This is a genomic window from Celeribacter sp., assembly GCF_048270365.1.
In the GTDB taxonomy this organism is placed as follows: domain Bacteria; phylum Pseudomonadota; class Alphaproteobacteria; order Rhodobacterales; family Rhodobacteraceae; genus Celeribacter.
The window spans coordinates 184,083-208,727 of record NZ_JBLWTA010000006.1; the positions used below are offsets into that span (position 1 = coordinate 184,083).

Genomic DNA, 24,645 nt, shown 5'->3' on the forward strand with positions numbered 1-24,645 from the left:
TTTTCGTGTCCTGAGCGCCGCATTTACCACTTTCACAGTCGCGGTTAACGCGTTGTTAACCAAGCGTCCTCCAAGGTGTCCAAACGCGGTCGGGATGTGCCCGATCCGCAGACAGCGGGGGTCGGATGTCCTTTGACAGGCATCAACAGTTTCCGACATTCAAAAGCCACGGAACCTCCGCGGCTCCTCTTGTGCTGTCTGCCACTCAACGCGTCTCTCCGATCCCGTCTCCCGCGCCGCGCCTCCGCAGTCGCAAACCGATCGGACAAATCCTCGTCGAGATGGGTGAATTGGCCCCCGGCGATCTGGTGCGCGCCGCCGCCATGCGTCAACGTGAAGACGCGCGGATCGGCGATATTCTTTTGGCCCACGGCATGGTCAGCGAGCGCGCGCTTTACACCGCACTCGCCCGCCAGTTCAACGCCGAGATCGCCCGCTTTGATCAAAGCCCGCCCGATGTGCGCCTCATCGACCGCATCGGAGCCGACGAATGCCTTCGGCGTGGGATTTTGCCCTGGCGGCAGGCGGGTGGCACGGTTCTGGTCGCCTCCTGTCGTCCCGAACAATTCGAGGAATTGCGCCCACGTTTGACCGGGATTTTCGGCCCGGTGCGTCTGGCCGTCACCTCGGAAACCGCGCTGCACGAAGCGCTGTTGAAATCACGTCAACGACGTCTGGCGTCACAGGCCGAAACCCGCGTCGCGGCCCATGAGAGCTGTCGCGAGATGGACATTCGCAAGCTGACGCGGCTCATGTCGTCTCTCGCGGTTCTGGGCCTGCTCATCGCGTTGATTTCGCCTCTGACGGCGGCGATCCTTTTGACCTCATGGGCGGTGATCACGCTGGTGATCTCCACCGCGCTCAAACTCGCCGCCGCCTTTGCCCAGGCGAGAAATTCCAAGACCCGGCAAAGCACATTTGCAAGCAAACGCAATAAAACCGCCCTGCCCATCGTGTCGATCATGGTGCCCTTGTTCAAAGAGCGCGAGATCGCCACGAGGCTGATCAAACGCGTGTCCCGGCTGAATTATCCGCGCGAGTTGTTGGACATCTGTCTGGTGGTCGAAGAGGATGACACCGTCACCCAAGAGGCCATCGCAGGGACCGATTTGCCGCGTTGGATGCGGCAAATCATCGTGCCGCGCGGTGGGGTCAAAACCAAACCGCGGGCGCTCAATTTCGCGCTGGATTTCTGTCGCGGGTCCATCGTCGGCATCTATGACGCCGAAGACGCGCCCGAGCCTGAGCAGATCCACAAAATCGCTGCGCATTTCGCCCAGGCCGATCCGAAAGTCGCCTGTGTGCAGGGCATTCTGGATTTCTACAACGCCCGCACCAACTGGCTATCTCGTTGTTTTACCGTCGAATATGCGACTTGGTTCCGGGTCATCCTTCCGGGCTATGAAAAAATGGGGCTGACCGTGCCCTTAGGCGGCACCACGTTGTTTTTCCGGCGCGATGCCATCGAGGAGCTCGGTGGTTGGGACGCGCATAACGTGACCGAGGACGCCGATCTCGGCATCCGTCTGGCGCGCCATGGCTACCGCACCGAATTGTTGCATACGGTCACCGAAGAAGAGGCCAACTGCCGTCTCTGGCCCTGGGTTAAACAGCGCTCGCGCTGGCTCAAGGGATACGCGATGACCTACGCCATGCATATGCAAAAGCCCGGCAAGCTCTGGCGCGATCTGGGGCCGTGGCGATTTTTCGGGGTGCAGGCGCTGTTCTTGGGCGCCTTGTCGCAATTCGTGCTGGCACCGTTTTTGTGGTCCTTCTGGATGTTCCCCTTGGGCCTGCCGCACCCGATGCGCGGGGTGCTGCCGCATGATCTTTTGGTGGTTCTGGGCGCGGTGTTCCTGTTCTCGGAAGTGATCACCATCGCCACCAGCATGGTCGCCACCTCGACCTCGAAACACAAATGGCTCTGGCCTTGGGTGCCGACGCTGCATTTCTACTATCCGCTGGCAACCCTCGCCGCACTTAAGGGGCTCTGGGAGGTCGTGTCGAAACCCTATTACTGGGATAAGACCGCGCATGGCATCGACGATCACGGCTTTCATGAGGAAACTGAGGCCGAGCCGCCCCTTGTGCTCTCGGACCCGATTGCCCCTGAGGCCGCCGAGAACGCGCCTTTCGTTTTGAAAAAGCCGCTTATCTCCCCCGGAAATGCCCCCGCGAATGAAAAGCGCGCGCCGCTTGTCCTCTACCCGACCCGCGACGAGGCCCCCATGCCTCTGCGCGAGGCGGCCGAAGCGGCGCGGCCCTTTGTCTTTGACGGCTTGCAACCGGAAAGCGGCGGCTCGGCCCCGGTTCCGGGACGGCGATTGACCTTTGGGCTGGACTTGTCACGCGGGCCGCAAACACCCGCCCTGCGCCGCGCGATGGACGCCGCGACCGTGGCCCTCGACCCGGAGCGCCTGCGTCCAGCACCACAGCCGGACATCCGCCCGACGCCAGAGCAAACCGAAGAATTGGGCGTGCTGACAACGCCTGCGCCACCGCCCGCCGTCAACGCGCCGGGGGCACCGGACTGGGCGCATGTGGCCGCCTTTGCCGAGAGACCGGACTTCGTGCCGGGCGTGTCGCCAATCGACAAAGGTCGCGACAGTGCCTAAAGGCACTTTCCCTTAACGCACTTTTTCCGCGTCGATTTTCAGCCGGGTGACAAAAGCTTTCGAAATATGATCAGAAAGCGCCTTATGCGCCGCCTCCCCATCGCGCGCCTCGATGGCGGAAACGATAAGATCGTGCTCCTTGATCGCCTCTTCGCCGCGGCCTTCGGCGGCCAGAGAGGTGGTTGCCAAAAGCGCCATGGAGCGGTGCACGAGATCGAGCTGTTGCACGAGATATTTGTTGTGCGACGCGAGGTGAATTTGCTTGTGGAACCGGCGGTTGGCGCGTGACATCGGCTCGGGCTGGCCGATGAGGGCGCGATCTGCCTCGACCATATCGCGCAGCACGCGGACCTCTTCGGCGGTGGCATGACGCGCGGCCAGCCGCGCCGCCAGACCTTCAAGCTCTGTGCGCACCACATAGAGGTCGGCCATCTGGTTGTGATCCAGAGAGGCCACAATGAGAGACCGCCCGTCGCGGGTGAGCATGGATTGGGTCTCGAGCCGCTGCAACGCCTCGCGGATTGGCGTGCGCGAGACACCGAACCGCTCCGCCAGCTCGCTTTCGACCAGACGGTCACCGGGGCGATAGACGCCGGTATCGATGGCCTCAAGGATCAGCCCATAGGCATCTTTCTGGCTCGCGCGCGGGTCTTTCATCTCAGGTCTCTCTTTTGGCTCACTTTTGACTCAGCGGGTTTTGTTCATCCGAGCAGGCCCAAACCATAGCCATGCAGTGCCCCCGCAATCAAGCGCTAACACGAGGCGGCTTGCATGTGCCGAAGGGGGCTTTTAACACAGGCGCATGGTAGCCGATCATTTCTCACACGTGAAAACCTGGGTCTTCGACCTCGACAACACGCTTTACCCGCCAGAAGCCGCGCTGTTTTCCCAGATCGAGGTCAAAATGACCGATTGGGTGGCGCGCGAATTGAATGTCTCTCAGGACGAGGCCAACCGCCTGCGCAGTGACTACTGGCGCGAATTCGGCACCACGCTTTCGGGCATGATGACCAAACACGGCACCGATCCGCTGCCCTATCTCACCTATGTGCATGACATCGATTTTTCGGGCCTGACATTTGACGCGGAACTCAAAGCCGCGATCACCAACCTGCCGGGGCGCAAGATTGTCTACACCAACGGCTCGGCGCCCTATGCGAACCGTGTGCTTGAGGCGCGCGGGCTGACCGGGATTTTCAACGCGGTCTATGGCATTGAACATGCTGAGTTTCATCCCAAACCGCGTGCAGAGGCCTTTGACACGGTGCTGGGGCTCGACGGCGTCACGCCGACAGAGGCCGCGATGTTCGAGGACGATCCGCGCAACCTCGAAGTGCCCCACAAGCTCGGCATGAAGACGGTCTATGTCGCCCCCTCGCCCCTCGCGCCTCCTGCGCCCCATATCGATCACCACACCAACGATCTGGCGCGCTTCCTGCGCGAGTTGATGTGATCTGATCCCGGCAATTTTGCCGCAGTTTCGCCCAAGCCCACTTGATCCAAGTCAATGGCCTGCGTCAAACCGTCGCCGTGACGACAGGCACATCCTCACGTATCTCCGGTCGAAATCCAACACAGACGCACCCCATCACTCGCGGAGCACGCACATGACTGACGCCACTCTCGACATCACCCCGTCCCACGACGCCCATGAACACCATGAAGGTGGCGAGGCAACGCCGCGCGGTGTGGCTCTGTTTTTGTTGGTGGTTGTCGCGGTTCTGGCCGCTGTCATCTACGGCGCTTTCGCGATCGGCCCCTGGGTTTTGGGCGTGACCGCCGTGGCGACCGTGCCGGTGATCTACCTCGTGTTGATCCTGCTCACCATGGGCCGCTGAGCCTTAAGTTTCGGTTCCAATGGGCGGCGCGCAGATCGTGTAGCCCCTTGGACAATCCCCTCTTTTGCACCTATCTCTGAGGCAAAGCCCGAAGATGCAGAGGAGATCCGGCCATGACATCCCAGACAAATGACACTTTTGATGTCTTGGTCTCTGGCGGCGGCATCGCGGGCCTGATCGCGGCGGCGGCCTTTGGGGCGTCGGGGTTCAAAACCCTTATGGTCGATCCCGCAGAGCCCGTCATCACAGGCGACGAGGCGAGTTCCGACCTGCGCTCCACCGCCTTTTTGCGCCCAGCGCGCGATCTTTTCCAACGCATCGGCATCTGGGACACGCTGGCGCCCCATGCGACGCCGCTCGAATCCCTGCGCATCGTCGACACGTTGCCCGGAGAAGACGGCACTCCTGCGGTGATCCGCACCGAGCGGCAATTCGAAGGTCGCGAAAGCGGCGATGAGCCCTTTGGCTGGAATTTCCTAAACTGGGTGATCCGCCGCGAATTGGCCCGTGCGGTGCCCGACATCCCGAATGTCGAGTTGCGCTACGGTGTGGGGTTCAAGAGCCTATTCACCCGCACCAGCGAGGCGCGCGTCACCCTGACCGATGGCACGACCCTGCGCGCGAAACTCGTCGTGGCCGCCGATGGGCGCAATTCGCCGCTGCGCGAGGCCGCGGGGATCGGCGTCAAGACCACGCGCTACGGTCAGAAATCGCTGGCCTTCACCGCCACCCATGAGCTGCCGCATCACAATGTCTCGACGGAGATCTACCGCGAAGGCGGGCCGTTCACCATGGTGCCCTTGGCCGACATCGACGGCAAACATGCCTCTGCCATCGTCTGGATGAACAAAGGCCCCTATGCGACCGAGCTGTTGAACATGGACGTCGACGCCTTCAACGCCACGATGACCACGCGCTCTGCGGGGCTGTTTGGTAAGCTGGAACTGGCGTCCGGGCGGGGGATTTTCCCGATCATCACCCAGCTCGCCGACCGGCTGTCGAGCGAACGCGTCGCGGTGATCGCCGAGGCGGCGCATGTGCTTCCGCCCATCGGGGCACAGGGGCTGAACACCTCCTTGAACGATCTGGCGGAGCTGCTGGCGCTGGCAGAGAACGATCCGGTCGACCTTGGCGGTCAGGCCATGCTGGATGCCTATGCCAAGACCCGGCATCACGACATCGCCGCACGAGCCAAGGTGGTCGATCTGTTCAACCGCGTGGTGCGATCTGAAGACGACATCCTGCGCGCGGTGCGGCTTTTGGGGCTGAAAGCGGTGCATGACCTGCGCCCGGTGCGGCGCAAGGTAATGGAAGCGGGGCTCGGGCCGATCTAAGGCACGCCCTTTTCTACCGCCACCACTGCCTCATATTTCTCACACGTTAAGGTTAATCAGATTAAGGTTAGCGCGTGAGAAAGCGCTGAAACGCATCGCGTGGGTTTCCTTTGCTGCCCCAAATACTCAAAACCTTTTGGCCGGATGAGTATTTAGGGCACAAAGGAAACCCTTAGCCCTGCACCGCGTCCAAGGCCGCTTCCAATCGGGCAATCGTGGCATCGACGTCATAGAGCTTATCGAGCCCGAAAAGCCCGAGACGGAAGGTCGAGAACCCCTCGCCCTCATCGCATTGCAGCGGCACGCCCGCCGCGATCTGCACCCCATGGGCCGCAAAGGCCGCGCCGGTTTTGATCATTGGATCGTCCGTGTAGCACACCACGACGCCCGGCGCCTCGACGCCTTCGGCCGCGACGGATTTAAAACCGCGCTCGGCCAAAAGGTGACGCACACGCCGTCCCAGCTCCCATTGCGCTTCGGAGAGTTTCGCGAAACCGTAGGCTTTGGTTTCCAGCATGGCGTCCCGGAAGGCGCGGAGCGCATCGGTCGGCATGGTGGCGTGATAGGCATGACCACCGGCCATATAAGCCTCCATGATCGTCAGCCATTTGCCGAGATCTATCGCGAAAGACGAGCTTTGGCGGGATTTCACCACCTCGACACCGCGCTCCGAAAACATCACCAACCCGGCAGAAGGCTGAGCCGACCAGCCCTTTTGCGGCGCGGAGATCAGCACATCGACGCCGGTCGTCTTCATATCGACCCAGGCACAGCCCGAGGCGATACAATCGAGCACCATGAGCCCGCCGTGTTCATGCACGGCCTCCGCGAGTGCGCGGATATAGGCATCGGGCAGGATCATGCCGGAAGCGGTTTCGACATGGGGCGCGAAGACAGCGGCGGGTTTGAGCTCGTGAATTTTGGCGACGGCCTCTTCCAAGGGCGCGGGCAAGAAGGCGGAGGTCGGTTCATTTCCGGTGCGGCGCGCTTTCAGCACGGTCTGCGAGGCCGGAATGTCGCCCGCCTCGAAGATTTGCGACCAGCGGAAAGAGAAAAAGCCGTTGCGGATCACCATGACGTCTTCGCCGCCCGCGATCTGGCGCGCGACCGCCTCCATCGCATAGGTGCCGCCGCCGGGGACGACCACGGCGGTGTCGGCATTGTAGACCTCGCAGAGCGTGTCGTGGATGTCGGTCATCACGGTCTGAAAGGCCTTCGACATGTGATTGAGCGAGCGGTCGGTGAAGACGACCGAGAATTCGAGCAATCCATCGGGGTCGATATCGGGGCGCAAAGCGGTCATGGGGTCCTCCTCGGATGATGATTGGCCTCTGCGGTGGCACAAAGGTCACGGCTGCGGCGCGCTGAATGCAGCGGGGCTGGACAGAAAGCCCTCCTCCCCGTCATACTCTGCGCCAAGCGCCACCTCTGTCTCAGGTCCAAAAGAGCACCGGACAGGCGAAAAAACAAGGCGTTGACCAGAGCACAATAAAAGACCGCATCTGCACCATCTAAAGATGCGACACCCGAGGCAGATCGTTCGGCCCTGGCCGGACAGAACATACAGGCAGAGAGCAGTCATGCCGACAGACGAATGTATCGTGATGGGCCTGCCCATCGTGACCCTACAGTTTGGACCGTCCCGCACAAAGCGCGGAGACGCGATGCCTCATGCCCTCCGCTCTCCAGTAGAAGGCCTGCACGATGTCGACTGAAGAAATTCTGGTGATGGGCGGCTCGCTGCTCGACAATGTGTCCGTCGGCACCAACAGCAGCGGCGGCAACGGCGGGCATATCATGATCCACAACGGCACGATGCCGTTCGAGGAAGACGATGTCATCGTCATCACCGTCCAGAATGTCACGGATGGCGAAGTTTCGGGGTCCAGCCAGATCACCTCCATCGTCGTCTATGACAGTCCCGCCGATTACGTGAACGGCACGGCGCTTTACACTTATGAGCCGATGAACCCCGGCCAGACGGCCAATATTCAAAGCGATCTCTCCGGTCTGGGCGACACCTATTTGCGCTTCAACGCCAATGTGCTTGTGTCCTCCGACGGGGGCCCGCGCCTCAACAACGTGTTGATCGCACCGGGTCAGGACCTGACCGATCTGTATCCCATCATCCAGATCGATCACGAGACCGACATGGATTACGATGGCGATGGCGTGGTCGACAATGAGGGCGACGGCAATTTCAACATCGACAACAACACCTTTGCCGAAGAGATCATCAACGGCGCCGTTTGCCTGACCCGCGGCACGTTGATCGACACGCCCGAAGGTCCGCGCTTTATCGAGACGCTGAAAGAGGGCGATCTGGTCAACACACTGGATCACGGGGCCCAGCCCATCCGCTGGATCGGCGCGCGCAAAGTGCCCGCAACGGGGGCGCTGGCACCAGTGCTGATCCGCATGGGCGCGCTCGGCAATTTGCGCGACATGTGGGTGAGCCAGAACCACCGCATGCTGGTGCGCGGTCCGCAAGCCGAGGTGTTGTTTGGCGAACGCGACGTCTTGGTCGCGGCCAAGCACCTGGTCAACGATCACAGCATCCGCATCGTCGAGGGGGGCAATGGCACCGGTATGGTGGAGTATTACCACATGCTGTTCGACGCACATCAAATCATCTTTGCCGAAGCCTGCCCGACCGAAAGCCTTTATCCGGGCCAAGAAGCCCTGAAATCCGTGTCGGATGAGGCGCGGTGTGAAATCCTGACGCTGTTCCCGGAATTCGAATACGAGAGCGCGCAGCCCGAGCTGTCGCGGTACGAGTTGAAATCCTGGGAGGCAAAGGCGCTTCGGGGCCTTCGCGATGTGTCGCTCAGAAAGGCGAGCTGAGCGCGGCTTTCACGTCAGAGCCCAAGTCGCCCTCCTCAGACACCGGGCGCAACAAAGGCACCGGCGAGCTTTTCAGCATAGGTCGGCAAAACGGCTGCGCGGCCAACCAGCGGCGCATGTCTTCGCGTTTGGTGCTGGAATGAAACGGCCCCCAATCCGCGGCGACACCGCGCATACCTTGGCTGACCACCCGGTCGCGGGCGACGGTTTTGTTCATAATCCTGACCGCACAGGCCAGATTCAACTCGCCGTCTTTCAGCGCCTCGCCTGTGCCCGCCCGACAATTGTAATGCCGCGCGGTGGGCGGCGCGATCTGCACCAGACCGAACCATTGCCCGCCCCCGCCGACCGCCGTCTCGCGCCAAGTGCTTTCGTGATAGGAGAGCGTCGAGAGAAGCCCGGCCCAGAACGCCGCACGCCCGCTTTCGTCTTGTGTGGCATAGCCCGGACACCAATTGTGAATGTCCCCCGGCACGGTTTTGATCAGCCCCTGCCCATGACTGGCCACCGCGCGCATCGCCGCACGGGTCCACGCCGGGCCGCGCGCCTGATTTTTCCAGCGCAGCTTGGGCATGCGGATTTCATAGGGACGTGGGAGGGGCACGGGGCTGGCCGACATGGGCAAAACCGGCGCGGACATGGTCGAGGTGGTGTCAGAAGCCCAAACAGGGGCCCAAACAGATGTGACCGCACTCATGAGTAGTGCGCAGGCAGCCCCAACGATCCTTTTCGACACAGACGTCACACCACATCACCTTTTGTCAGCAAGCTGTCTATATATGCCCGGGAAAGCCCTCTTTGCAAAGCCCGAGCGCCCGCCCCCTCTTGCCCATGGGCCTGAGACCGCCTAGAACGCCAGAAAAGCTCGATCAGATCAGGGACACGCCCATGCTTGACCATCTCGAATATGCCGCACCGAAAGTGAAAACCATCGCGGGTGCGAAAGAGGATTGGGAACTCGTCATCGGGATGGAGATTCACGCCCAGGTGGCCTCTGAGGCCAAGCTGTTCTCCGGCGCGTCGACGCAATTCGGCAATGAGCCGAACTCGAACGTCTCCTTCGTGGACGCGGCTATGCCGGGGATGTTGCCGGTGATCAACGAATATTGCGTCGAACAGGCGGTGCGCACGGGGCTTGGTCTCAAGGCCGACATCAACCTGTTCTCGGCCTTTGATCGTAAGAACTATTTCTACCCTGACCTTCCCCAAGGCTATCAGATTTCCCAGCTTTATCATCCGATCGTGGGCGAAGGCGAAGTTCTGGTCGATATGGAGCCCGGGATCGCCCGCAAGGTGCGGATCGAGCGCATTCACCTTGAACAGGACGCGGGCAAATCGATCCACGACATGGACCCGACGATGTCTTTCGTCGACCTGAACCGCACCGGCGTGGCGCTGATGGAGATCGTTTCGCGTCCCGACATTCGTGGACCCGAAGAGGCCGCCGCCTATGTGCTGAAACTGCGTCAGATTCTGCGCTACTTGGGCACCTGCGATGGAAACATGCAGAACGGCAACCTGCGCGCTGACGTGAACGTGTCCGTGTGCCGTCCGGGCCAGTATGAGAAGTATCAGGAAACGCAGGATTTCTCGCATCTCGGCACACGTTGCGAGATCAAAAACATGAACTCCACGCGGTTTATCCAGATGGCCATCGACTATGAGGCCCGCCGCCAGATCGCCATTCTCGAAGACGGCGGCACGGTCGATCAGGAAACCCGTCTTTACGATGCCGCGAAGAACGAAACCCGTTCAATGCGCTCCAAAGAAGAGGCGCACGATTATCGCTACTTCCCATGCCCTGACCTCCTGCCCTTGGAGATCGAACAAGAGTGGGTGGACGACATCGCGAAAAGCCTGCCGGAGCTGCCGGATGAGAAAAAGGCACGTTTCGTCAAAGACTTCGGCCTCTCTGAGTATGACGCGGGCGTCTTGACCGCCGACACGGTGAATGCGGACTTTTTCGAGAAAGTCGTGGCTGTCGGCGAAGACGGCAAGCTGTCGGCCAACTGGGTGATCAACGAACTGTTCGGCCGTCTGAAAAAGGACGACACCGACATCGCGGAAAGCCCGGTCAGCCCGGAGCAATTGGGCGAAATCGTCAAGCTGATCAAAGCGGACACGATCTCTGGCAAGATCGCCAAAGACCTCTTCGAGATCGTCTACACCGAGGGCGGCAATCCGGCGGAAATCGTCGAAGCGCGTGGCATGAAACAGGTGACCGATACGGGCGCCATCGAGGCCGCCGTGGACGAGATCATCGCCGCCAACCCGGCGCAGGTCGAGAAAGCAAAGGCCAACCCGAAACTCGCGGGCTGGTTCGTCGGTCAGGTGATGAAAGCCACCGGCGGCAAGGCCAACCCGAAAGCGGTGGACGAGCTGGTCAAGTCCAAACTCGGTCTCTGATATGCGCCTGCCCAAAGGGTTGATCCGGCTGCTGGGCCTGTGCCTGCTGTCGGTTCACCTTTGGGCGGCGGGCATTGTTCACGCAGGCGCGCAACTTCAAACCGCCCTCATCGCCTCTGAGCGACCGCTGAGCACGGCGGTGCTTCCGACTGGCATGAGCTGGTCCGACATCTGTGGCGTCGGTGCGGGCCAAGAGGACCACGGCGCCACCGCCCCCGTCTGTCCCTTCTGCGTGCTGCACGCGGCGGCGCTGTTGGTCGCAACAGAGCCCGTTCTGCCGGTGCGCCTGTCCCATCGGACCGAACAGGCGCGGATCGTCGCCAACCTCCCGCACGCGGTGTTTTCCGGCGCCACGCCGCCGATCCGCGCACCTCCCTTTATCTCCTGATCCCTCATCTTTGACATCAAATCCCCCGCGCCGTTGCACATGAAGGCGTCGGGTTCAGGAGACATATCATGAAAAACCACTGTTCTTTCCGCACTCGCCCTGTCCTTTGTGGCGGGCTCCGCCTCCGCACATGCCTCTCTCGACGTGAGCGAGACCGCTCCGGAGACGACGTTCAAATTCGTCATGCGCATCAGCCATGGCTGCGATGGGCAGGCCACGCACACGGTGAAGATCGACATCCCGGAAGGTCTCGTGTCGGTCAAACCGATGCCGAAAGCCGGTTGGGACGTCTCGGTCGAGACCGGCCCCTACGCGCGCAGCTACGACTATCACGGCCCGAAAAGCGAGGGCGCACAGTCGATCACATGGACCAATGGGGCGCTTGAGGACTGGCAATACGACGAATTCGTCTTTCGCGGCTATGTGAGCGATGCGTTTGCGCCGGGGGACACGGTTTATATCCCGGTCGTGCAGACCTGTGAGAGCGGCGAAAACGCCTGGGTCGAACTGCCGCAAGAGGGCCAAGCGCGCCCGGCCCATCCGGCCCCCACGCTCTCCATCATCGAGGGCGCGGGCCACAGCCACTGAAACCACGAGCACGACGGAAAGGGGCGGCCCACCGCCCCTTTTCCCCGCTTGACCTGCGATGGCTGAGCACCGATCTTGGCGGGCAACGCAACAGAAAGCCCACTTCATGCCCGCCGCTCCCCTCCCCGCGCCCCATATCTCCACGCTGATCGACGTCCGCCCCGACTGGGTGGATTACAACGGTCACATCAACATGGCCTATTACGCCGTGATCATGGATTTGGGCGGCGATCAGATGTACCCGCTGATCGGGCTGGGGGAGACCTACGCCAAGACCAAAGGCCACACGAGCTACACCGCAGAGGTGCACATCTGTTACAAACGCGAGCTGAAACTCGGCGACCGGGTGCGGGTGCAGACGCAGCTTTTGGATTTTGACGCGAAACGCATGGTGCTCTTCCACGAAATCCACCACGAAGATGGCTGGATCGCGGCGACCGCCGAGGAATTGCTCCTGCATATTGACATGTCAGGGCCGCGCGTCGTGCCCTTCCCGCCAGAGATCGCGGACAATCTCGCAGGGCTGAAACAGGCGCATTCTGCCCTGCCCCGACCCGCACAGGCCGGACGGTCGATTTCTCTGGCGAACAAGGCCGCCTGAGCGCAACAGACCGGCGTCAATCCTCCGTTAAGCCCTCTCGCGTAAGGCTATGACAGGAAGGAGATCGCCATGTCCCATTACGAATATATCGCCATTCCCGCCCCTCATGAGGGCGAGGCCAGTTCTGCCGCACAGACGCCACAGGCGCGGCTTGCCGATGCCGTCACCGTGCGTTTGAACGCCATGGCCGGCGACGGCTGGACCTATCTGCGCTCGGACGAATTCACCTTGAACGGGGTCGAGGGCAAACAAGCCGTGCTGATTTTCCGCCGCGAAAGCGATTTCGGTGTTTTTGCCACCGACAAGCCGGAATACGGCACCTTTGCTACGCCTTGAGTGCGGGAAAGCGGTTCCACGCGTATGTGATGGGGCCGCACTTGACCCCTTGCGGGGATCGGCTACACCGGGGGCAACAAGGAGACCCTCTGATGCCCCGTTACGAATATCTGACCCTGCCCGCCCCGCGCAAAGGCGAGAAATCCAAAGCGGCGAAAACGCCCGAAGCCCGGATCGCGCAGGCGATGCAAAGCCTTTTGAACGAAAAAGGTCGCGAGGGCTGGGAGTATCTGCGCGCCGATCTGGTGCCGATGGAAGAACGCGCGGGGATCGCGTCCAAAACCGTGAATTATCATACGGTTCTGGTGTTCCGCCGCGAGCTTAGCGCGGCCGCAGAGATGGCCGCCACGCTTGAGACGAAGGGCGCGGAGGTCGAGACCGCCCCTGCGCGCAAAACGCTGGCCGCAGATCGCGCCACGCCGCCGCCCTCCGTGCCCTTCCCCGCGAAGGCCGAAAAAGGCGCCGGAGCCGAAGCCCGCAAGGTTGCGCCCGATGTGGCCGAAGAGATCGCCGAAGACCGCGAGTCCTGATCTCAGGGCTTAAACATCCAGATCAAGCGCCAAGGCGTGAATGCGGGGCACCAGATCGCCCAGAGCTTTGTGCACCATGCGGTGACGCGCGACGCGGGACTGGCCCTCAAAGGCGCTTGATCTGATCCGCACGTTGAAATGGGTCTCCCCGTCGCCGCCCGGATTTCCGGCATGGCCCGCATGAGACGCGCTATCATCCACGACCAGCAACTCACTGGGCGCAAAGGCATTTTGCAAACGTTCACGCATTTGATCGGCAATTGTCATCATCGGCCCCTTTTCCATTTTCCCGTTCTCATCTAAAGTCTTGCGTCCGAGTCGAAAAGGTTGAGGCAGATGGATAAAAAAGACCCCTTCGGTTTTGATATGTCAGTATCGTCCGCGAAAAAGAACAGACGCGGCGGCCGCAGAGGCATGTCCGGCGCGTTCGAGACCTCCAAACGCAAATGCGAATGGGAGGGCTGTGAGGAAGCGGGCCAATATCGTGCGCCCCGGTCCCCGGATCACCTCGACGAGTACAAATGGTTCTGTAAGGAACATGTGCGCGAATATAATCTGCAGTGGAATTTCTTCACCAATGCGACCGAAGCCGAGATGGATGCGGCCTATAAATCGTCCCAGACCGGCGACCGCCCGACCAAGCCTTTCGGCAAAAAATCGGTCGAGCAACGCGCCTGGGAACGTCTTGGCATCGACGATGCCCATGAGGTTCTGGGCGAGAATGCCACGCGCAATCCGGGCAAATCGGACCCGGCGGCGCCGACCCGCAAATTGCCGCCGGTCGAACGTCAGGCGATCGAGATTCTGGAGGCCAAGGACCATTGGACCAAGGCCGAGATCAAGAAACAGTATCGCGCCCTGATCAAGGTGCTGCACCCCGACGTGAACGGCGGCGACCGTTCGCAAGAGGAGCAGTTGCAACAGGTGGTCTGGGCCTGGGATCAGCTCAAGGAAAGCCGCTGGTTCAAGTGATGACACTTTGAAGCCAATGAGAACGGTGCGCTGAAAGGCGCACCTTTTTTTCTATGTGGTGATGAGAATAAATCGGCCGGCGCGCACGGATGACCTTCGCGCAGCTCACATATTAGGTCACGCAACAGATTTCCAAGGAGAGCCCGCCCGTGTTTTTTGCAATGTTCATCTTATTTACGCTTCTCGCAGGCATTGTCGCATTGATCCCGCTCACCGTGATCCTGCATAGAAGATATCGGCGCATTGACCGCAGCCCTGCGCGAAGAACGCTTCTGAGCGGTTTTGTCGCCAGCGTGCTCGTGATCGTGCTTTTTTGGTATACCTCTAGCGACGCGGATATCCGTGTGTCGTATTATGTCGAGAACATTCGTCCCAATATCTTGCGTTGTAAAAACGACAGCGATGGCGAGGCCTGTCTGCAAGTTGCCAAAACGTATCTGACCACGACCACTGGACGATGCAACGTCTATAGACAGAATGGCGTGTACACTGGCTCTCGGCAATGTGTCGTGGCCCGGCAGAACGATGCAAAAGCTTTGCGCTATGCGAGCTTGTCTTGTGAAGCTGGCGTGATGGAGGGCTGTACGCGTCAGGCCATGGCACAAAATCCTGACCCCGACACCTTGATCGCCACGCTCACGGATCAATGCCAGCGCGGCGGAGCTTTGGCCTGTACGACCCTAAAAACAGTCAAGCCGACGTCACAAAGCACCCGCGGCTCCCTGCCGTGCCACGCCAATGATGGCACAGCCTGCGCCTCTCTCATGCGCAACACGCTTTTGGATATGCTCAATGATGCCACTTTGGATCCCAGAGCGATGCTGAGGTTATACGGAGAGATGAGGATCTTTATGCGCGCCCCCTCAGCGCAGGACCTGACGCCGGAGCAAGCCGAAGCGATCACGACATTGCTCGAAATTTCCGAAGATGCCCTGTCCTTCGAGGCGATGGTTTCCACCATGCCCGCAGAGGCCGCAGCGGCCGAGAAAGCGGCTCTCAAAGCCCGCATCGAGGCGGTGAAAATTCCCGAGTTCCGCGAGGACCTGTAAGTGAGACCAGGCCTCCCCCCAAGCGTCGCCGCACTGAAGGGGAGGACGTTAAAGACCTGAGATCAATGACCGGCAGGTGTGGCGGGCTTTTTCTTGAAGAGCGCAATCAGCGGATTGATCACTTTTGCCACAATGGGAATCAGGATCAGCCCGTAGATCAGGCCAAAGATGCCATCGAAAAACGCGGTGACAAACCATTTGACGAAATCAGCGGCCCCTTCGACCGCATGGGCGGCCAGTTCGGCGATATCGTGGATATCCTGATAGGGGCGATGCAGGCCCAGCTCGTGCATGCCATGGATGACGATGGAGCCCCCGACCCAGATCATCGCCGCCGTGCCGACGATCATCAGAAGCTTCATCAGGAACGGCATGAATTTCACGATGCCACGTCCCAAGGCTCGGGTGGCGGAGAGCCGTCCGACACGCGCGAGCCAGAGCCCGAAGTCGTCCGCTTTGACGATCAACGCCACGCTGCCATAGACCACCACGGTGATCAGGATGCCCGCAAGCGCCAGAGCGCCCGCCTCGAACCAGATGGAAAGGCCCGGATCGAGGGCGGAGAGGATGATGGTCATGATCTCCGCCGACAGGATAAAATCGGTCTTCACCGCGCCCGCGACCTTTTGCTCTTCGAGATGGGCCGGATCACCCTTGGCGGGCTGGCCATCGGCATGGGGCGCGTGGGGTTTGAACAGGTGATAGACCTTCTCGGCGCCCTCGAAACACAAGTATGATCCGCCCAACATCAACAGCGGCATGATCAACCAGGGCGCAAAACTCGACAGCAAAAGCGCCAGCGGCAGAAGGATCAGCAATTTGTTGCGGATCGAGCCCAGAGCGATCTTGCCCACGATGGGCAATTCGCGGGCGGGGGCGAACCCATGGACGTACTTCGGCGTCACGGCGGCGTCGTCGATCACCGCGCCTGCGGCCTTGGCGGAGGCTTTCGCCGCCTGCGTTGCGACATCGTCCACATTGGCCGCCGCCACTTTCGCGATCCCCGCGACATCGTCCAAAAGCGCCAGAAGACCGCTCATCTCATTGTCCCCACAGAAAAACTACATTGGGACGTATGTAGGCATGAAGCGCCCGAAAGGCCAACCCGCAGCACATAAAGAGGCACATAAAAAAGCGGGATGCGCCTGAGACGCACCCCGCTCCCCGCATGAACCGCGCGAGATTACATGGCCGGCAAAAGCACCTTGTCGATCACATGGATGACGCCGTTCGATTGATCCACATCGGCGATGGTCACCGTGGCGGCATTGCCCTGTTCGTCCTCGATCATCACCATGCCGTCCTTGACCATAGCCTTGAGCGTGCAGCCCCCGACTGTGGGCACGTCATGCACGCCGCCGTCGTCTTCGATCATGCCGACGAGCGCCTCGGACATAACGTCAGCGGCGACCACGTGGCAGGTCAGGATTTTGGTCAACTGATCCTTGTTTGCAGGCTCAAGGAGGGTCTCGACCGTGCCCTCGGGCAGCGCCGCAAAGGCGTCATTGGTGGGCGCAAAGACGGTGAACGGACCTTCGCCCGACAGCGTCTCGACAAGACCCGCAGCCTGCACGGCCGCCACAAGCGTGGTGTGGTCGGCGGAATTCACCGCATTTTCAACGATGGTTTTGTCGGCGAACATCTCGGCGCCGCCCACCATCGGGTTCTTGGCCATGTGATCGTCCGCAAATGCGGTGGTGGCCAGAAGCGTCGCGGTGGCGGTGGCAATCAAAATGCGTTTCATGAGGTCTCTCCCTTAAATGCCCCGACCCAGCGTCGAGGTTGTAAAGGCTACGGGACGGATCACAGGGCAGATCACCGCGCGAAGATCACAACGCATCACAGGGTCGTGAGGCTTTGCACAGGGCGCCCTCGGAGAATGCGTGACTCTGCGGCGCACTGCCCCTTGCACCTGACGCCTCGACAGGGCAAGAAGTCATGTAAGTGAGAAATCAGAACGGGCAATATCATGGACGCGAGCGCAAAACCGACCGAAACCATTTCCGTGCGCGATGTTTTCGGCATCGACACCGACATGACGGTGAAAGGCTTTGCCGAGGCCTCAGACCGCGTACCTGCGATGGATCCGACCTATAAATTCGACCCGGACACCACGATGGCGATCCTCGCGGGTTTTAGCCACAATCGTCGCGTGATGGTTCAGGGCTATCACGGCACGGGCAAATCCACCCACATCGAACAGGTGGCGGCGCGCCTCAACTGGCCGTCGGTGCGGGTGAACCTCGACAGCCACATCAGCCGGATCGACCTGATCGGCAAGGACGCGATCAAACTCGTGGACGGCAAACAGATCACCGTGTTTCAGGAAGGCATCCTGCCCTGGGCGCTGCGCAATCCCTGCGCCATCGTCTTCGACGAATATGATGCGGGCCGCGCCGATGTGATGTTTGTGATCCAGCGCGTGTTGGAAGCGGACGGCAAGCTGACGCTTCTCGACCAGAACGAAGTCATCACGCCGAACCCCTATTTCCGTCTCTTCGCCACCGCGAACACCGTGGGTCTGGGCGACACGACGGGCCTGTACCACGGCACGCAACAGATCAACCAGGCACAGATGGACCGCTGGAGCCTTGTGGCGACGCTCAACTATCTGAGCCACGACGCGGAATCGAACATCGTTCTGTCGAAGGCGCCGCATTACAACACGGAAAAAGGCCGCAAGACGATCAGCCAGATGGTGACCGTCGCGGACCTGACCCGCACGGCCTTCATGAACGGCGATCTCTCGACCGTGATGAGCCCGCGGACCGTGATCACCTGGGCGCAGAACGCCGAGATTTTCCGCGATGTCGGCTATGCCTTCCGCCTGACCTTCCTCAACAAATGCGATGAGTTGGAGCGCCAGACCGTGGCCGAGTTCTATCAGCGGTGCTTTGACGAGGAACTGCCCGAGTCGGCGGCCTCTGTGGCGGGTTAAACGCGCCATATATTCGAGATTGAAAGCGGGCCTTCGGGTCCGCTTTTTCTTTGGGATCAAGATATTGGCGCAACGCACGCTGTGGTTAATCGGCGTGAAACCAATTTCTGCCACGCTGGTCCCATGCGTTGGCTCTCGGTCATAACCGCCGCTTTGGTCATCAGCCTCACTGCGGCCCAGCCCGTCCCGGCCCTCACGGCGCGGGACAGCTCTCTCTCGGACCCGCTGTTGCGCGACTTTGCCTATTGCGCCGGGCGGTTTTCGGCGGAGTTGGAATTCAGTTGGATGTTTGCCGAGGAGGACAGCGACCGGATCGCCCGCGAACGGCTGGCGATGATCTCGCTTTTGGAGGCCGTGAGCCCGGTTGATGAGGGCGCCCAGGTGCTGCACTTGCGGCTGGTCGCCAAATTTGCCCATAGCGAATTGCTGACCCGGATGCGGTTCAATAGTCGGCCCGAAGAGGCCGCGATCGCCCGCCAAAGGGCCGAGGTCGAGATCGCACAGTGCCGCGCCCTGATTTTGAGCTGAGCCGAAAGGTATAGCCAAAGTATATACAAAACTCTTGCCAGAAAGGCGAATCCCGCCTAGCCTCAATGTAACATTCCCACGACAGACAAAGGCCATGACACGACACGCACGCACAGTGTCTCATTTCCAAACCCGCTCCAAACCCTTGGGCTGGATCGGAAAAACGGCTGCGGTTCTGTGTCTTATGGCCTCCTTTGCCGCACCGCTGCGTGCCGCCCCCCTGCCCGCCGACGATCCTCTGGCCCGGCAATTCGCCTATTGCGCCGGACGGCTGTCGGCGGAGGCGCAACATCATGAGGATCGGGAACTCTATGCTTTGAAACAGGCGATGCAGGAGCTTTTGGCGGCGCTCATGTCGCCGGGCTCCGAGCCCGCCTATGAAGAGCTGCGCATCGCGGGCCATGTGGCCCAGAGCGACTTGCTGGCTGTGTCACGGTTTTCCTTTGACCCGCAGGAGGCGGACCGCGCCAAGGCGCTGGCCGCCGAGAACATGCGGCAATGTCGCGGAATGCTCCTCGGGGGCTAACCCCTACCCCCAAAACGTAAAAAGGCCCGCCAAAATGACGGGCCTTTTTGCCTTACATGTGCGTGGTTTATACCATCGTTAGAAAGTCTTACGCCTCGCGCGCCGTTTTCGTGGCTTTGGTCCACCAGGTCAGATCGTCCAGCATCGCTTCGACGGAGGGCAGAATGCCCGCTTCGATCTCGGACATTTCGGCGTTGGCGCCCAGCGGCGAAACTTTGAAGAAGTCGGAGCCGGAGATGTAAACGGCGGAACGCACCGGCACCATCTGCAGGTTGATCACCACAGCGCGCAGATGCTCGACGGCACGTGCGCCACCGACGGAGCCGTAGCCGAAGACGGCGGCAGGTTTGCGCACCCATTCCTTGCCGGCCTGATCCAACGCGTTTTTCAGCGACGCCGGGATCGAGGAGTTGTACTCGGGCGTCAGGAAGATATAGCCGTCATACTCAGCCATTTTTTCTTGCCAGGCGATGGCTTTTTCATCCGTGGACGGCACCCAGAGGTTCGAGGCCATCTCGTTGAACATCGGCAGTTCGTAATCTTTCAGATCGACGAGATCGAAATCGAGCTCGGTGCTGAGTTCTTTCACTTTTGCGAACAGCCATTGCGCCGGTTTGTCGGCAAAACGGGCATCACGGATGGAGCCAATAACAATGGCAATTTTCGGATTGGACATAGGGACTTCCTTTTACATGCGCACATCTTGGGAGGAGGTGGAGGTGATGTGGCTTGGCCCCTAAATAAATCCGCACGAACAAAAGCTTCAAGTCGGCATTGTGTGCGCGGGGGCTGCAAAGCCTGTGCACCCCTGCGACGCCCTTGACTACTGGCGCTTTTTTCGGCGCATCCCCGGTCGCATCGCTGCACGCCGCTTTCACTTGCCCGGCCTCGAAACGCATGATTTAACGAGCCTATGACCAAGTCCTCAGACAACCCTGCCGATCCGTTTAAAAAAGCCCTCGCGGAAGCGACGAAAGTCCTTGCCGACGATGGTGATTTGACCGTCACTTATTCGATGGATCCCTCGGGGATTTCTGGCGATACCGTGCGCCTGCCACAGGTGTCGCGCCGGATGTCGAAAGACGAGGTGCTGATTGCGCGCGGCACGGCGGATGCTTTGGCTTTGCGCCATAAATTCCACGATCAGGCGACGTTCCAACGCTACGCGCCCCCGGGACAGATGGCCTATGACATCTACAACGCGCTGGAAACCGCGCGATGCGAGGCGGCAGGTGCGCGGTTCATGCCCGGCACCGGCAAGAACATCGACGCCAAGATCGGCCATGACGCCATGCGTCGTGGCTATGACGGCATCTCCAAACGCGAAGACGCGCCGCTGGCCCAGGCGATGGGCTATTACCTGCGCGAGAAAGCCACCGGGCGGGAGATGCCCAAAGGCGCCGACAACGTGCTCGACCTGTGGCGCGATTTCATCGAGGGCCAGACCACGGACACCTTCGAAGACCTCGACAGCCTGCTCGAAGATCAAAAAGGCTTTGCCCGCCTCGCCCGCCGGGTGATCGAAGAGCTGGGCTATGGCGATCAGCTGGGCGAGGACCCGGATCAGACCGACCCGGAAGAGGATCAATCCGCCGAGACCGAGGAACAGGAAGAAGAGCCGGACAGCCAGGGCGAAGAGCAGGAGCAGGAGGACGAGAACGAGGCCAGCTCCGAGGACACCCAGGAAGAACAGCAGGACATGCAGGAGGCCACCGCGTCGTCTGACGACATGGCCGAGGATGAATTTTCCGAAGAGGTCGAGCTGCCGCAGGACGAAAGCGACGTCGAGCCGCCGCAGCCCGCGCCCATCTCTGACGCCGACCCGAATTATCAGGTTTTCACCTCCGCGCATGACGAAGAGATCATGGCCGAGGAACTGGCGGAACCCGCCGAATTGGAACGCCTGCGCGCCTATCTCGACCAGCAGTTGGAGCCGCTGAAAGGCGCCGTCTCGCGACTGGCCAACAAATTGCAGCGCCGTCTTCAGGCGCAACAAAACCGCTCGTGGGAGTTCGACCTCGAAGAGGGCATTTTGGACGCCGGACGTCTGGCACGTGTGGTGGCGAACCCGACGACGCCCCTGTCGTTCAAGGTCGAAAAAGACACGGAATTTCGCGACACGGTGGTGACGCTTTTGCTGGACAACTCCGGCTCGATGCGCGGGCGGCCGATCTCGATCGCCGCGATCTGTGCCGATGTGCTGGCCCGCACGCTGGAGCGTTGCAACGTCAAGGTCGAGGTGCTGGGCTTTACCACGCGGGCGTGGAAAGGCGGGCTGGCGCGCGAGGAATGGCTGAGCCAAGGCCGCCCGCAACAACCGGGCCGGTTGAACGATCTGCGCCACATCGTCTACAAATCCGCCGACGCGCCGATGCGTCGGACGCGGGCCAATCTTGGCCTGATGATGAAAGAGGGTTTGCTGAAAGAAAACATCGACGGAGAGGCGCTTGAATGGGCGCATCGTCGGATCACGGCGCGTCCCGAGGCGCGCAAGATCCTCATGGTGATCTCCGATGGCGCGCCGGTCGATGACAGCACTCTGTCGGTCAACCCCGCAAATTATCTGGAAAAACACCTGCGCGATGTGATCGCCATGGTCGAAAAACGCCGTCAGGTGGAGCTTTTGGCCATCGGCATCGGCCATGACGTGACGCGCTACTACGACCGCGCCGTGACCATCACCGACGCCGAACAACTGGCCGGCGCGATGACGGAGCAGCTCGCGTCCCTGTTCGACAGCGACCCGCGGGCCCGCGCGCGCGTGATGGGCATGCGCCGCGCCTCTTGAGCGCTATTTGAGTATTTTAACTGCAATGAAGGACCATTGAAAAATGTTCCAAAGCTTTGACGTGACCTCCCGCCCCGACCAGGCCGCCCCGCGCGTGACCGCGCTGCGCCAAGAGATGAGTGAGGCCGGGCTCGACGCCTTTCTCGTGCCGCGTGCCGATGCGCATCAGGGCGAATATGTCGCGCCTTGTGATGAACGCCTCGCTTGGCTCACCGGCTTCACCGGATCGGCCGGATTTGCCGTGGTGCTCAAGGGCCGCGCCGCCGTGTTCACCGATGGGCGTTATACGGTTCAGGTGCGCGCGCAATGCGATCCGAAGATTTTCGATTACGTCGATTGGCCGGGGACGTCTTTGGGCGGCTGGCTTTTGGGCGAGACGGCGGAAAAGATCGGCTTTGATCCGTGGCTGCATACGATCCGTGAGGTCGAGGGCCTGCGTCAGATGCTGACGGGCGGCGGCAAGGAGTTGATTTCCACGGGCAATCTGGTGAACAAAATCTGGACCGACCGCCCGGCACGTCCCTCTGAGCCGGTGGCGACACAACCCTTTGAGCTCACGGGAAAAACCTCCGAGGAGAAATTCGCGGAGATTGGCGACGCGGTGGCCGCACAGGGCGCCGAGGCGGTGGTGCTTACCCTGCCCGACAGCCTGTCGTGGCTGTTGAACATTCGCGGCTCTGATATTGCGCATAACCCGGTGGTGCAGGCCTTTGGCATTCTGACCGTGACCGGGAGGCTGATGCTGTTTGACGATGCGACGAAATATGCCCATCTCGGCCCGGACCCGCGCATTTCCATCCTGCCACGTGCCGCCTTCGGGGCCGCGTTGGAGGAGCTGACGGGCCGCGTGCTGGTCGATCCCGGTAGCGCGCCCTTCGCGGTCAAGACCATGCTGAAACACGCCGAAATCATTGAGGGCACGGACCCCTGTATTCTGCCGAAAGCCTGCAAAACGCCCGAGGAAATCGCCGGTTCGCGCGAGGCACATCTCAGAGATGGGGCTGCGATGGTCGAATTCCTGAGCTGGCTGTCCGAGCAGATGCCCGAGGACCTGACCGAGATCGAAGTGGTGAAACAGCTCGAATCCTTCCGCGCCGCCACGGGGAAACTCAAGGACATCTCTTTCGACACGATCTGCGGCTCCGGACCCAATGGCGCCATCGTGCATTACCGGGTGACCGACGACACGAACCGCGCACTGAAAGAGGGCGAACTCCTTCTGATCGACAGCGGCGCGCAGTATCAGGACGGCACCACCGACATCACCCGCACGGTTGCTTTGGGCGATCCGAGCGCCGAAGAACGCGCCGCTTTCACCGCCGTGTTGCAGGGCATGATCGCAATCTCCACCGCGCGCTTTCCACGCGGCGTGGCGGGCGGGCACCTCGATGCGCTGGCGCGGGCGCCTCTGTGGCGGATGGGGCGCGACTTTGACCACGGCACGGGGCATGGCGTCGGCGCTTACCTGTCGGTCCACGAAGGCCCGCAGCGGATTTCCCGCCTCTCGATGTTGCCGCTTGAAGAAGGCATGATCCTGTCGAACGAGCCGGGCTATTACCGCGAGGGGGCCTACGGCATCCGCATCGAAAACCTGATCGTGGTGCAAGAGGCGCCTGAGCTGACCGATGCCGATCCGCGCGATATGCTAAGTTTCGAGACGCTCACCTGGGTGCCGATCGACCGTAGCCTGATCCTCGCCGACGAGCTGGCGCCCTGGGAACAGGATTGGATCAACGCCTATCACGAAGAGGTCTGGGACAAGCTCAAGGATCGTGTCTCAGAGCATGCCAAAACCTGGCTGAGACAAGCGGTTGCACCCGTCTGACATATACCTGACATGCAAAGCCTGCTAAAACCTTGTCGAAACCGACAAAACTGCGTTTTGGCGCCCCTTTATAAGACGTTTTGACGGGACGTTTTCAGGCCCGTCTGGCTTCCAGCTTGGGACAAAAGGGGCTAAGCTGCGCGCAACACAAATAAAAAGGACGACGACATGGGAGATCACATCAAAATTCGCCCCGCTGCGGGCAAATGGGTGGTGCGTGCGGGCGGGGCCGTTCTGGGCGAAACCGCCAATGCATTGGAGCTGACCGAGGGCGATTACCCGCCGGTGATCTATTTCCCGCGCGAAGACCTTGCCATGGCGTTTCTGGAAGAGACCGACACGGTCGCGGCCTGCCCGTTCAAAGGCACGGCCAAGCATTTCGACATTCACACCAAATCCGTGGTGATCGAAAACGCCGCCTGGAGCTATGAAGAGCCCAATGAGGTCGCCGCCGAGGTCAAAGGCTACATCGCCTTCTACGCGCAAAAGGCCGCTGTCGAACAGCTTTGAGCTTTTTCTTGGTCTAAATACTCATTGAA

Annotated in this window: 26 protein-coding genes; 19 read left to right on the plus strand and 7 right to left on the minus strand. The window is 60.8% G+C overall.

Features of this window, described 5'->3' with window-relative positions:
• Window positions 1–191: 191 nt before the first annotated feature.
• Window positions 192–2,615 (plus strand): glycosyltransferase family 2 protein, encoded by a 2,424-nt coding sequence (locus ACN0X0_RS10440; protein WP_417279110.1) that lies wholly within the window; start codon window positions 192–194, stop codon window positions 2,613–2,615.
• 12 nt (window positions 2,616–2,627) lie between these two features.
• On the opposite strand, the gene ACN0X0_RS10445 is transcribed toward ACN0X0_RS10440, so the two are convergent.
• Window positions 2,628–3,272: a GntR family transcriptional regulator gene (locus tag ACN0X0_RS10445; RefSeq protein ID WP_226550047.1), complete on the minus strand. Its 645-nt coding sequence runs from the start codon at window positions 3,270–3,272 to the stop codon at window positions 2,628–2,630.
• Window positions 3,273–3,417: 145 nt separating this feature from the next.
• Between ACN0X0_RS10445 and ACN0X0_RS10450 the strand changes: the two genes are divergently transcribed.
• The 3 genes from ACN0X0_RS10450 (at window position 3,418) to ACN0X0_RS10460 (ending at window position 5,787) form a co-directional block, all read left to right on the plus strand.
• Entirely contained in the window at window positions 3,418–4,068 is a 651-nt protein-coding gene (locus ACN0X0_RS10450; RefSeq protein WP_417261612.1) for a pyrimidine 5'-nucleotidase, read from the plus strand.
• Window positions 4,069–4,222: 154 nt separating this feature from the next.
• Window positions 4,223–4,453, plus strand: coding sequence for a hypothetical protein (locus ACN0X0_RS10455; RefSeq protein WP_417261611.1), 231 nt, complete (start codon window positions 4,223–4,225; stop codon window positions 4,451–4,453).
• Window positions 4,454–4,566: 113 nt separating this feature from the next.
• Complete coding sequence (locus tag ACN0X0_RS10460) at window positions 4,567–5,787, plus strand: FAD-dependent monooxygenase (protein ID WP_417279111.1); 1,221 nt, start codon at window positions 4,567–4,569, stop codon at window positions 5,785–5,787.
• 172 nt (window positions 5,788–5,959) lie between these two features.
• Here the strand turns inward: ACN0X0_RS10460 and ACN0X0_RS10465 are convergent, their stop codons facing one another.
• Complete coding sequence (locus ACN0X0_RS10465; protein WP_417279112.1) at window positions 5,960–7,090, minus strand: aminotransferase class V-fold PLP-dependent enzyme; 1,131 nt, start codon at window positions 7,088–7,090, stop codon at window positions 5,960–5,962.
• A 401-nt stretch (window positions 7,091–7,491) separates the two neighbouring features.
• Here ACN0X0_RS10465 and ACN0X0_RS10470 point away from each other — a divergent pair, with 401 nt between their 5' ends.
• Window positions 7,492–8,631, plus strand: a complete 1,140-nt coding sequence (locus ACN0X0_RS10470) for a Hint domain-containing protein (RefSeq protein WP_417279113.1) — start codon at window positions 7,492–7,494, stop codon at window positions 8,629–8,631.
• Here the strand turns inward: ACN0X0_RS10470 and ACN0X0_RS10475 are convergent.
• On the minus strand, window positions 8,615–9,328 hold the full coding sequence (locus ACN0X0_RS10475; protein WP_417279114.1) for a transglycosylase SLT domain-containing protein: 714 nt from the start codon (window positions 9,326–9,328) through the stop codon (window positions 8,615–8,617). The two genes, ACN0X0_RS10470 and ACN0X0_RS10475, sit on opposite strands and share 17 nt — an antisense overlap.
• 191 nt (window positions 9,329–9,519) lie before the next feature.
• Between ACN0X0_RS10475 and gatB the strand changes: the two genes are divergently transcribed.
• The 6 genes from gatB to ACN0X0_RS10505 all read left to right on the plus strand — a co-directional run bounded on the left by gatB (window position 9,520) and on the right by ACN0X0_RS10505 (window position 13,480).
• A complete protein-coding gene (gene gatB / locus ACN0X0_RS10480) occupies window positions 9,520–11,037 on the plus strand; it encodes an Asp-tRNA(Asn)/Glu-tRNA(Gln) amidotransferase subunit GatB (protein WP_417279115.1) in 1,518 nt (505 codons plus the stop codon).
• 1 nt (window position 11,038) lies between these two features.
• On the plus strand, window positions 11,039–11,425 hold the full coding sequence (locus ACN0X0_RS10485) for a hypothetical protein (RefSeq protein ID WP_417279116.1): 387 nt from the start codon (window positions 11,039–11,041) through the stop codon (window positions 11,423–11,425).
• Between the two features lie 108 nt (window positions 11,426–11,533).
• Entirely contained in the window at window positions 11,534–12,013 is a 480-nt protein-coding gene (locus tag ACN0X0_RS10490; RefSeq protein ID WP_417279117.1) for a YcnI family protein, read from the plus strand.
• A 106-nt stretch (window positions 12,014–12,119) separates the two neighbouring features.
• The gene (locus ACN0X0_RS10495; protein ID WP_417279118.1) at window positions 12,120–12,614 is read left to right on the plus strand and encodes a thioesterase family protein; all 495 of its coding nucleotides are present in this window, start codon (window positions 12,120–12,122) and stop codon (window positions 12,612–12,614) included.
• A 69-nt stretch (window positions 12,615–12,683) separates the two neighbouring features.
• Window positions 12,684–12,950 carry a hypothetical protein gene (locus ACN0X0_RS10500; protein ID WP_226550032.1) on the plus strand — a complete coding sequence of 89 codons (267 nt, stop codon included), beginning with the start codon at window positions 12,684–12,686 and terminating at the stop codon, window positions 12,948–12,950.
• 92 nt (window positions 12,951–13,042) lie between these two features.
• Window positions 13,043–13,480, plus strand: coding sequence for a DUF4177 domain-containing protein (locus ACN0X0_RS10505; RefSeq protein ID WP_417279119.1), 438 nt, complete (start codon window positions 13,043–13,045; stop codon window positions 13,478–13,480).
• Window positions 13,481–13,489: 9 nt separating this feature from the next.
• Here the strand turns inward: ACN0X0_RS10505 and ACN0X0_RS10510 are convergent, their stop codons facing one another.
• A complete protein-coding gene (locus ACN0X0_RS10510; protein WP_219783896.1) occupies window positions 13,490–13,747 on the minus strand; it encodes a BolA family protein in 258 nt (85 codons plus the stop codon).
• Between the two features lie 69 nt (window positions 13,748–13,816).
• Between ACN0X0_RS10510 and ACN0X0_RS10515 the strand changes: the two genes are divergently transcribed.
• Together ACN0X0_RS10515 and ACN0X0_RS10520 are read left to right on the plus strand one after the other, a co-directional pair.
• Window positions 13,817–14,452 (plus strand): J domain-containing protein, encoded by a 636-nt coding sequence (locus ACN0X0_RS10515; protein WP_226550028.1) that lies wholly within the window; start codon window positions 13,817–13,819, stop codon window positions 14,450–14,452.
• A 149-nt stretch (window positions 14,453–14,601) separates the two neighbouring features.
• The gene (locus tag ACN0X0_RS10520; protein WP_417279120.1) at window positions 14,602–15,501 is read left to right on the plus strand and encodes a hypothetical protein; all 900 of its coding nucleotides are present in this window, start codon (window positions 14,602–14,604) and stop codon (window positions 15,499–15,501) included.
• A 62-nt stretch (window positions 15,502–15,563) separates the two neighbouring features.
• Here the strand turns inward: ACN0X0_RS10520 and ACN0X0_RS10525 are convergent, their stop codons facing one another.
• On the minus strand, window positions 15,564–16,541 hold the full coding sequence (locus tag ACN0X0_RS10525) for a DUF808 domain-containing protein (RefSeq protein ID WP_417279121.1): 978 nt from the start codon (window positions 16,539–16,541) through the stop codon (window positions 15,564–15,566).
• A 143-nt stretch (window positions 16,542–16,684) separates the two neighbouring features.
• Window positions 16,685–17,245, minus strand: coding sequence for a fasciclin domain-containing protein (locus ACN0X0_RS10530; RefSeq protein WP_417279122.1), 561 nt, complete (start codon window positions 17,243–17,245; stop codon window positions 16,685–16,687).
• A 225-nt stretch (window positions 17,246–17,470) separates the two neighbouring features.
• Between ACN0X0_RS10530 and cobS the strand changes: the two genes are divergently transcribed.
• The 3 genes from cobS (at window position 17,471) to ACN0X0_RS10545 (ending at window position 19,493) form a co-directional block, all read left to right on the plus strand.
• Complete coding sequence (gene cobS, locus ACN0X0_RS10535; RefSeq protein WP_417261597.1) at window positions 17,471–18,439, plus strand: cobaltochelatase subunit CobS; 969 nt, start codon at window positions 17,471–17,473, stop codon at window positions 18,437–18,439.
• Between the two features lie 123 nt (window positions 18,440–18,562).
• The gene (locus ACN0X0_RS10540) at window positions 18,563–18,967 is read left to right on the plus strand and encodes a hypothetical protein (RefSeq protein ID WP_417279123.1); all 405 of its coding nucleotides are present in this window, start codon (window positions 18,563–18,565) and stop codon (window positions 18,965–18,967) included.
• Between the two features lie 94 nt (window positions 18,968–19,061).
• Window positions 19,062–19,493 carry a hypothetical protein gene (locus ACN0X0_RS10545; RefSeq protein WP_417279124.1) on the plus strand — a complete coding sequence of 144 codons (432 nt, stop codon included), beginning with the start codon at window positions 19,062–19,064 and terminating at the stop codon, window positions 19,491–19,493.
• An 88-nt stretch (window positions 19,494–19,581) separates the two neighbouring features.
• Here ACN0X0_RS10545 and ACN0X0_RS10550 read toward each other — a convergent pair whose 3' ends face one another.
• Complete coding sequence (locus ACN0X0_RS10550; protein ID WP_417279125.1) at window positions 19,582–20,169, minus strand: NADPH-dependent FMN reductase; 588 nt, start codon at window positions 20,167–20,169, stop codon at window positions 19,582–19,584.
• 237 nt (window positions 20,170–20,406) lie between these two features.
• Between ACN0X0_RS10550 and cobT the strand changes: the two genes are divergently transcribed.
• The 3 genes from cobT to ACN0X0_RS10565 all read left to right on the plus strand — a co-directional run bounded on the left by cobT (window position 20,407) and on the right by ACN0X0_RS10565 (window position 24,616).
• Entirely contained in the window at window positions 20,407–22,281 is a 1,875-nt protein-coding gene (gene cobT, locus ACN0X0_RS10555) for a cobaltochelatase subunit CobT (protein WP_417279126.1), read from the plus strand.
• A gap of 43 nt (window positions 22,282–22,324) precedes the next feature.
• Window positions 22,325–24,106, plus strand: a complete 1,782-nt coding sequence (locus tag ACN0X0_RS10560; protein WP_417279127.1) for an aminopeptidase P family protein — start codon at window positions 22,325–22,327, stop codon at window positions 24,104–24,106.
• Window positions 24,107–24,274: 168 nt separating this feature from the next.
• On the plus strand, window positions 24,275–24,616 hold the full coding sequence (locus ACN0X0_RS10565; RefSeq protein ID WP_226550016.1) for a DUF427 domain-containing protein: 342 nt from the start codon (window positions 24,275–24,277) through the stop codon (window positions 24,614–24,616).
• The last annotated feature ends 29 nt before the right edge of the window (window positions 24,617–24,645 follow it).

Bases quoted from the DNA above. Each gene is read 5' to 3' on its own strand.
- ACN0X0_RS10445 (WP_226550047.1), bottom strand. From the start codon at position 3,272: ATGAAAGACCCGCGCGCGAGCCAGAAAGATGCCTATGGGCTGATCCTT.
- ACN0X0_RS10450 (WP_417261612.1), top strand. From the start codon at position 3,418: ATGGTAGCCGATCATTTCTCACACGTGAAAACCTGGGTCTTCGACCTC.
- ACN0X0_RS10455 (WP_417261611.1), top strand. From the start codon at position 4,223: ATGACTGACGCCACTCTCGACATCACCCCGTCCCACGACGCCCATGAA.
- ACN0X0_RS10460 (WP_417279111.1), top strand. From the start codon at position 4,567: ATGACATCCCAGACAAATGACACTTTTGATGTCTTGGTCTCTGGCGGC.
- ACN0X0_RS10465 (WP_417279112.1), bottom strand. From the start codon at position 7,090: ATGACCGCTTTGCGCCCCGATATCGACCCCGATGGATTGCTCGAATTC.
- ACN0X0_RS10470 (WP_417279113.1), top strand. From the start codon at position 7,492: ATGTCGACTGAAGAAATTCTGGTGATGGGCGGCTCGCTGCTCGACAAT.
- ACN0X0_RS10475 (WP_417279114.1), bottom strand. From the start codon at position 9,328: ATGAGTGCGGTCACATCTGTTTGGGCCCCTGTTTGGGCTTCTGACACC.
- gatB (WP_417279115.1), top strand. From the start codon at position 9,520: ATGCTTGACCATCTCGAATATGCCGCACCGAAAGTGAAAACCATCGCG.
- ACN0X0_RS10485 (WP_417279116.1), top strand. From the start codon at position 11,039: ATGCGCCTGCCCAAAGGGTTGATCCGGCTGCTGGGCCTGTGCCTGCTG.
- ACN0X0_RS10495 (WP_417279118.1), top strand. From the start codon at position 12,120: ATGCCCGCCGCTCCCCTCCCCGCGCCCCATATCTCCACGCTGATCGAC.
- ACN0X0_RS10500 (WP_226550032.1), top strand. From the start codon at position 12,684: ATGTCCCATTACGAATATATCGCCATTCCCGCCCCTCATGAGGGCGAG.
- ACN0X0_RS10505 (WP_417279119.1), top strand. From the start codon at position 13,043: ATGCCCCGTTACGAATATCTGACCCTGCCCGCCCCGCGCAAAGGCGAG.
- ACN0X0_RS10510 (WP_219783896.1), bottom strand. From the start codon at position 13,747: ATGACAATTGCCGATCAAATGCGTGAACGTTTGCAAAATGCCTTTGCG.
- ACN0X0_RS10515 (WP_226550028.1), top strand. From the start codon at position 13,817: ATGGATAAAAAAGACCCCTTCGGTTTTGATATGTCAGTATCGTCCGCG.
- ACN0X0_RS10525 (WP_417279121.1), bottom strand. From the start codon at position 16,541: ATGAGCGGTCTTCTGGCGCTTTTGGACGATGTCGCGGGGATCGCGAAA.
- ACN0X0_RS10530 (WP_417279122.1), bottom strand. From the start codon at position 17,245: ATGAAACGCATTTTGATTGCCACCGCCACCGCGACGCTTCTGGCCACC.
- cobS (WP_417261597.1), top strand. From the start codon at position 17,471: ATGGACGCGAGCGCAAAACCGACCGAAACCATTTCCGTGCGCGATGTT.
- ACN0X0_RS10540 (WP_417279123.1), top strand. From the start codon at position 18,563: ATGCGTTGGCTCTCGGTCATAACCGCCGCTTTGGTCATCAGCCTCACT.
- ACN0X0_RS10545 (WP_417279124.1), top strand. From the start codon at position 19,062: ATGACACGACACGCACGCACAGTGTCTCATTTCCAAACCCGCTCCAAA.
- ACN0X0_RS10550 (WP_417279125.1), bottom strand. From the start codon at position 20,169: ATGTCCAATCCGAAAATTGCCATTGTTATTGGCTCCATCCGTGATGCC.
- cobT (WP_417279126.1), top strand. From the start codon at position 20,407: ATGACCAAGTCCTCAGACAACCCTGCCGATCCGTTTAAAAAAGCCCTC.
- ACN0X0_RS10560 (WP_417279127.1), top strand. From the start codon at position 22,325: ATGTTCCAAAGCTTTGACGTGACCTCCCGCCCCGACCAGGCCGCCCCG.
- ACN0X0_RS10565 (WP_226550016.1), top strand. From the start codon at position 24,275: ATGGGAGATCACATCAAAATTCGCCCCGCTGCGGGCAAATGGGTGGTG.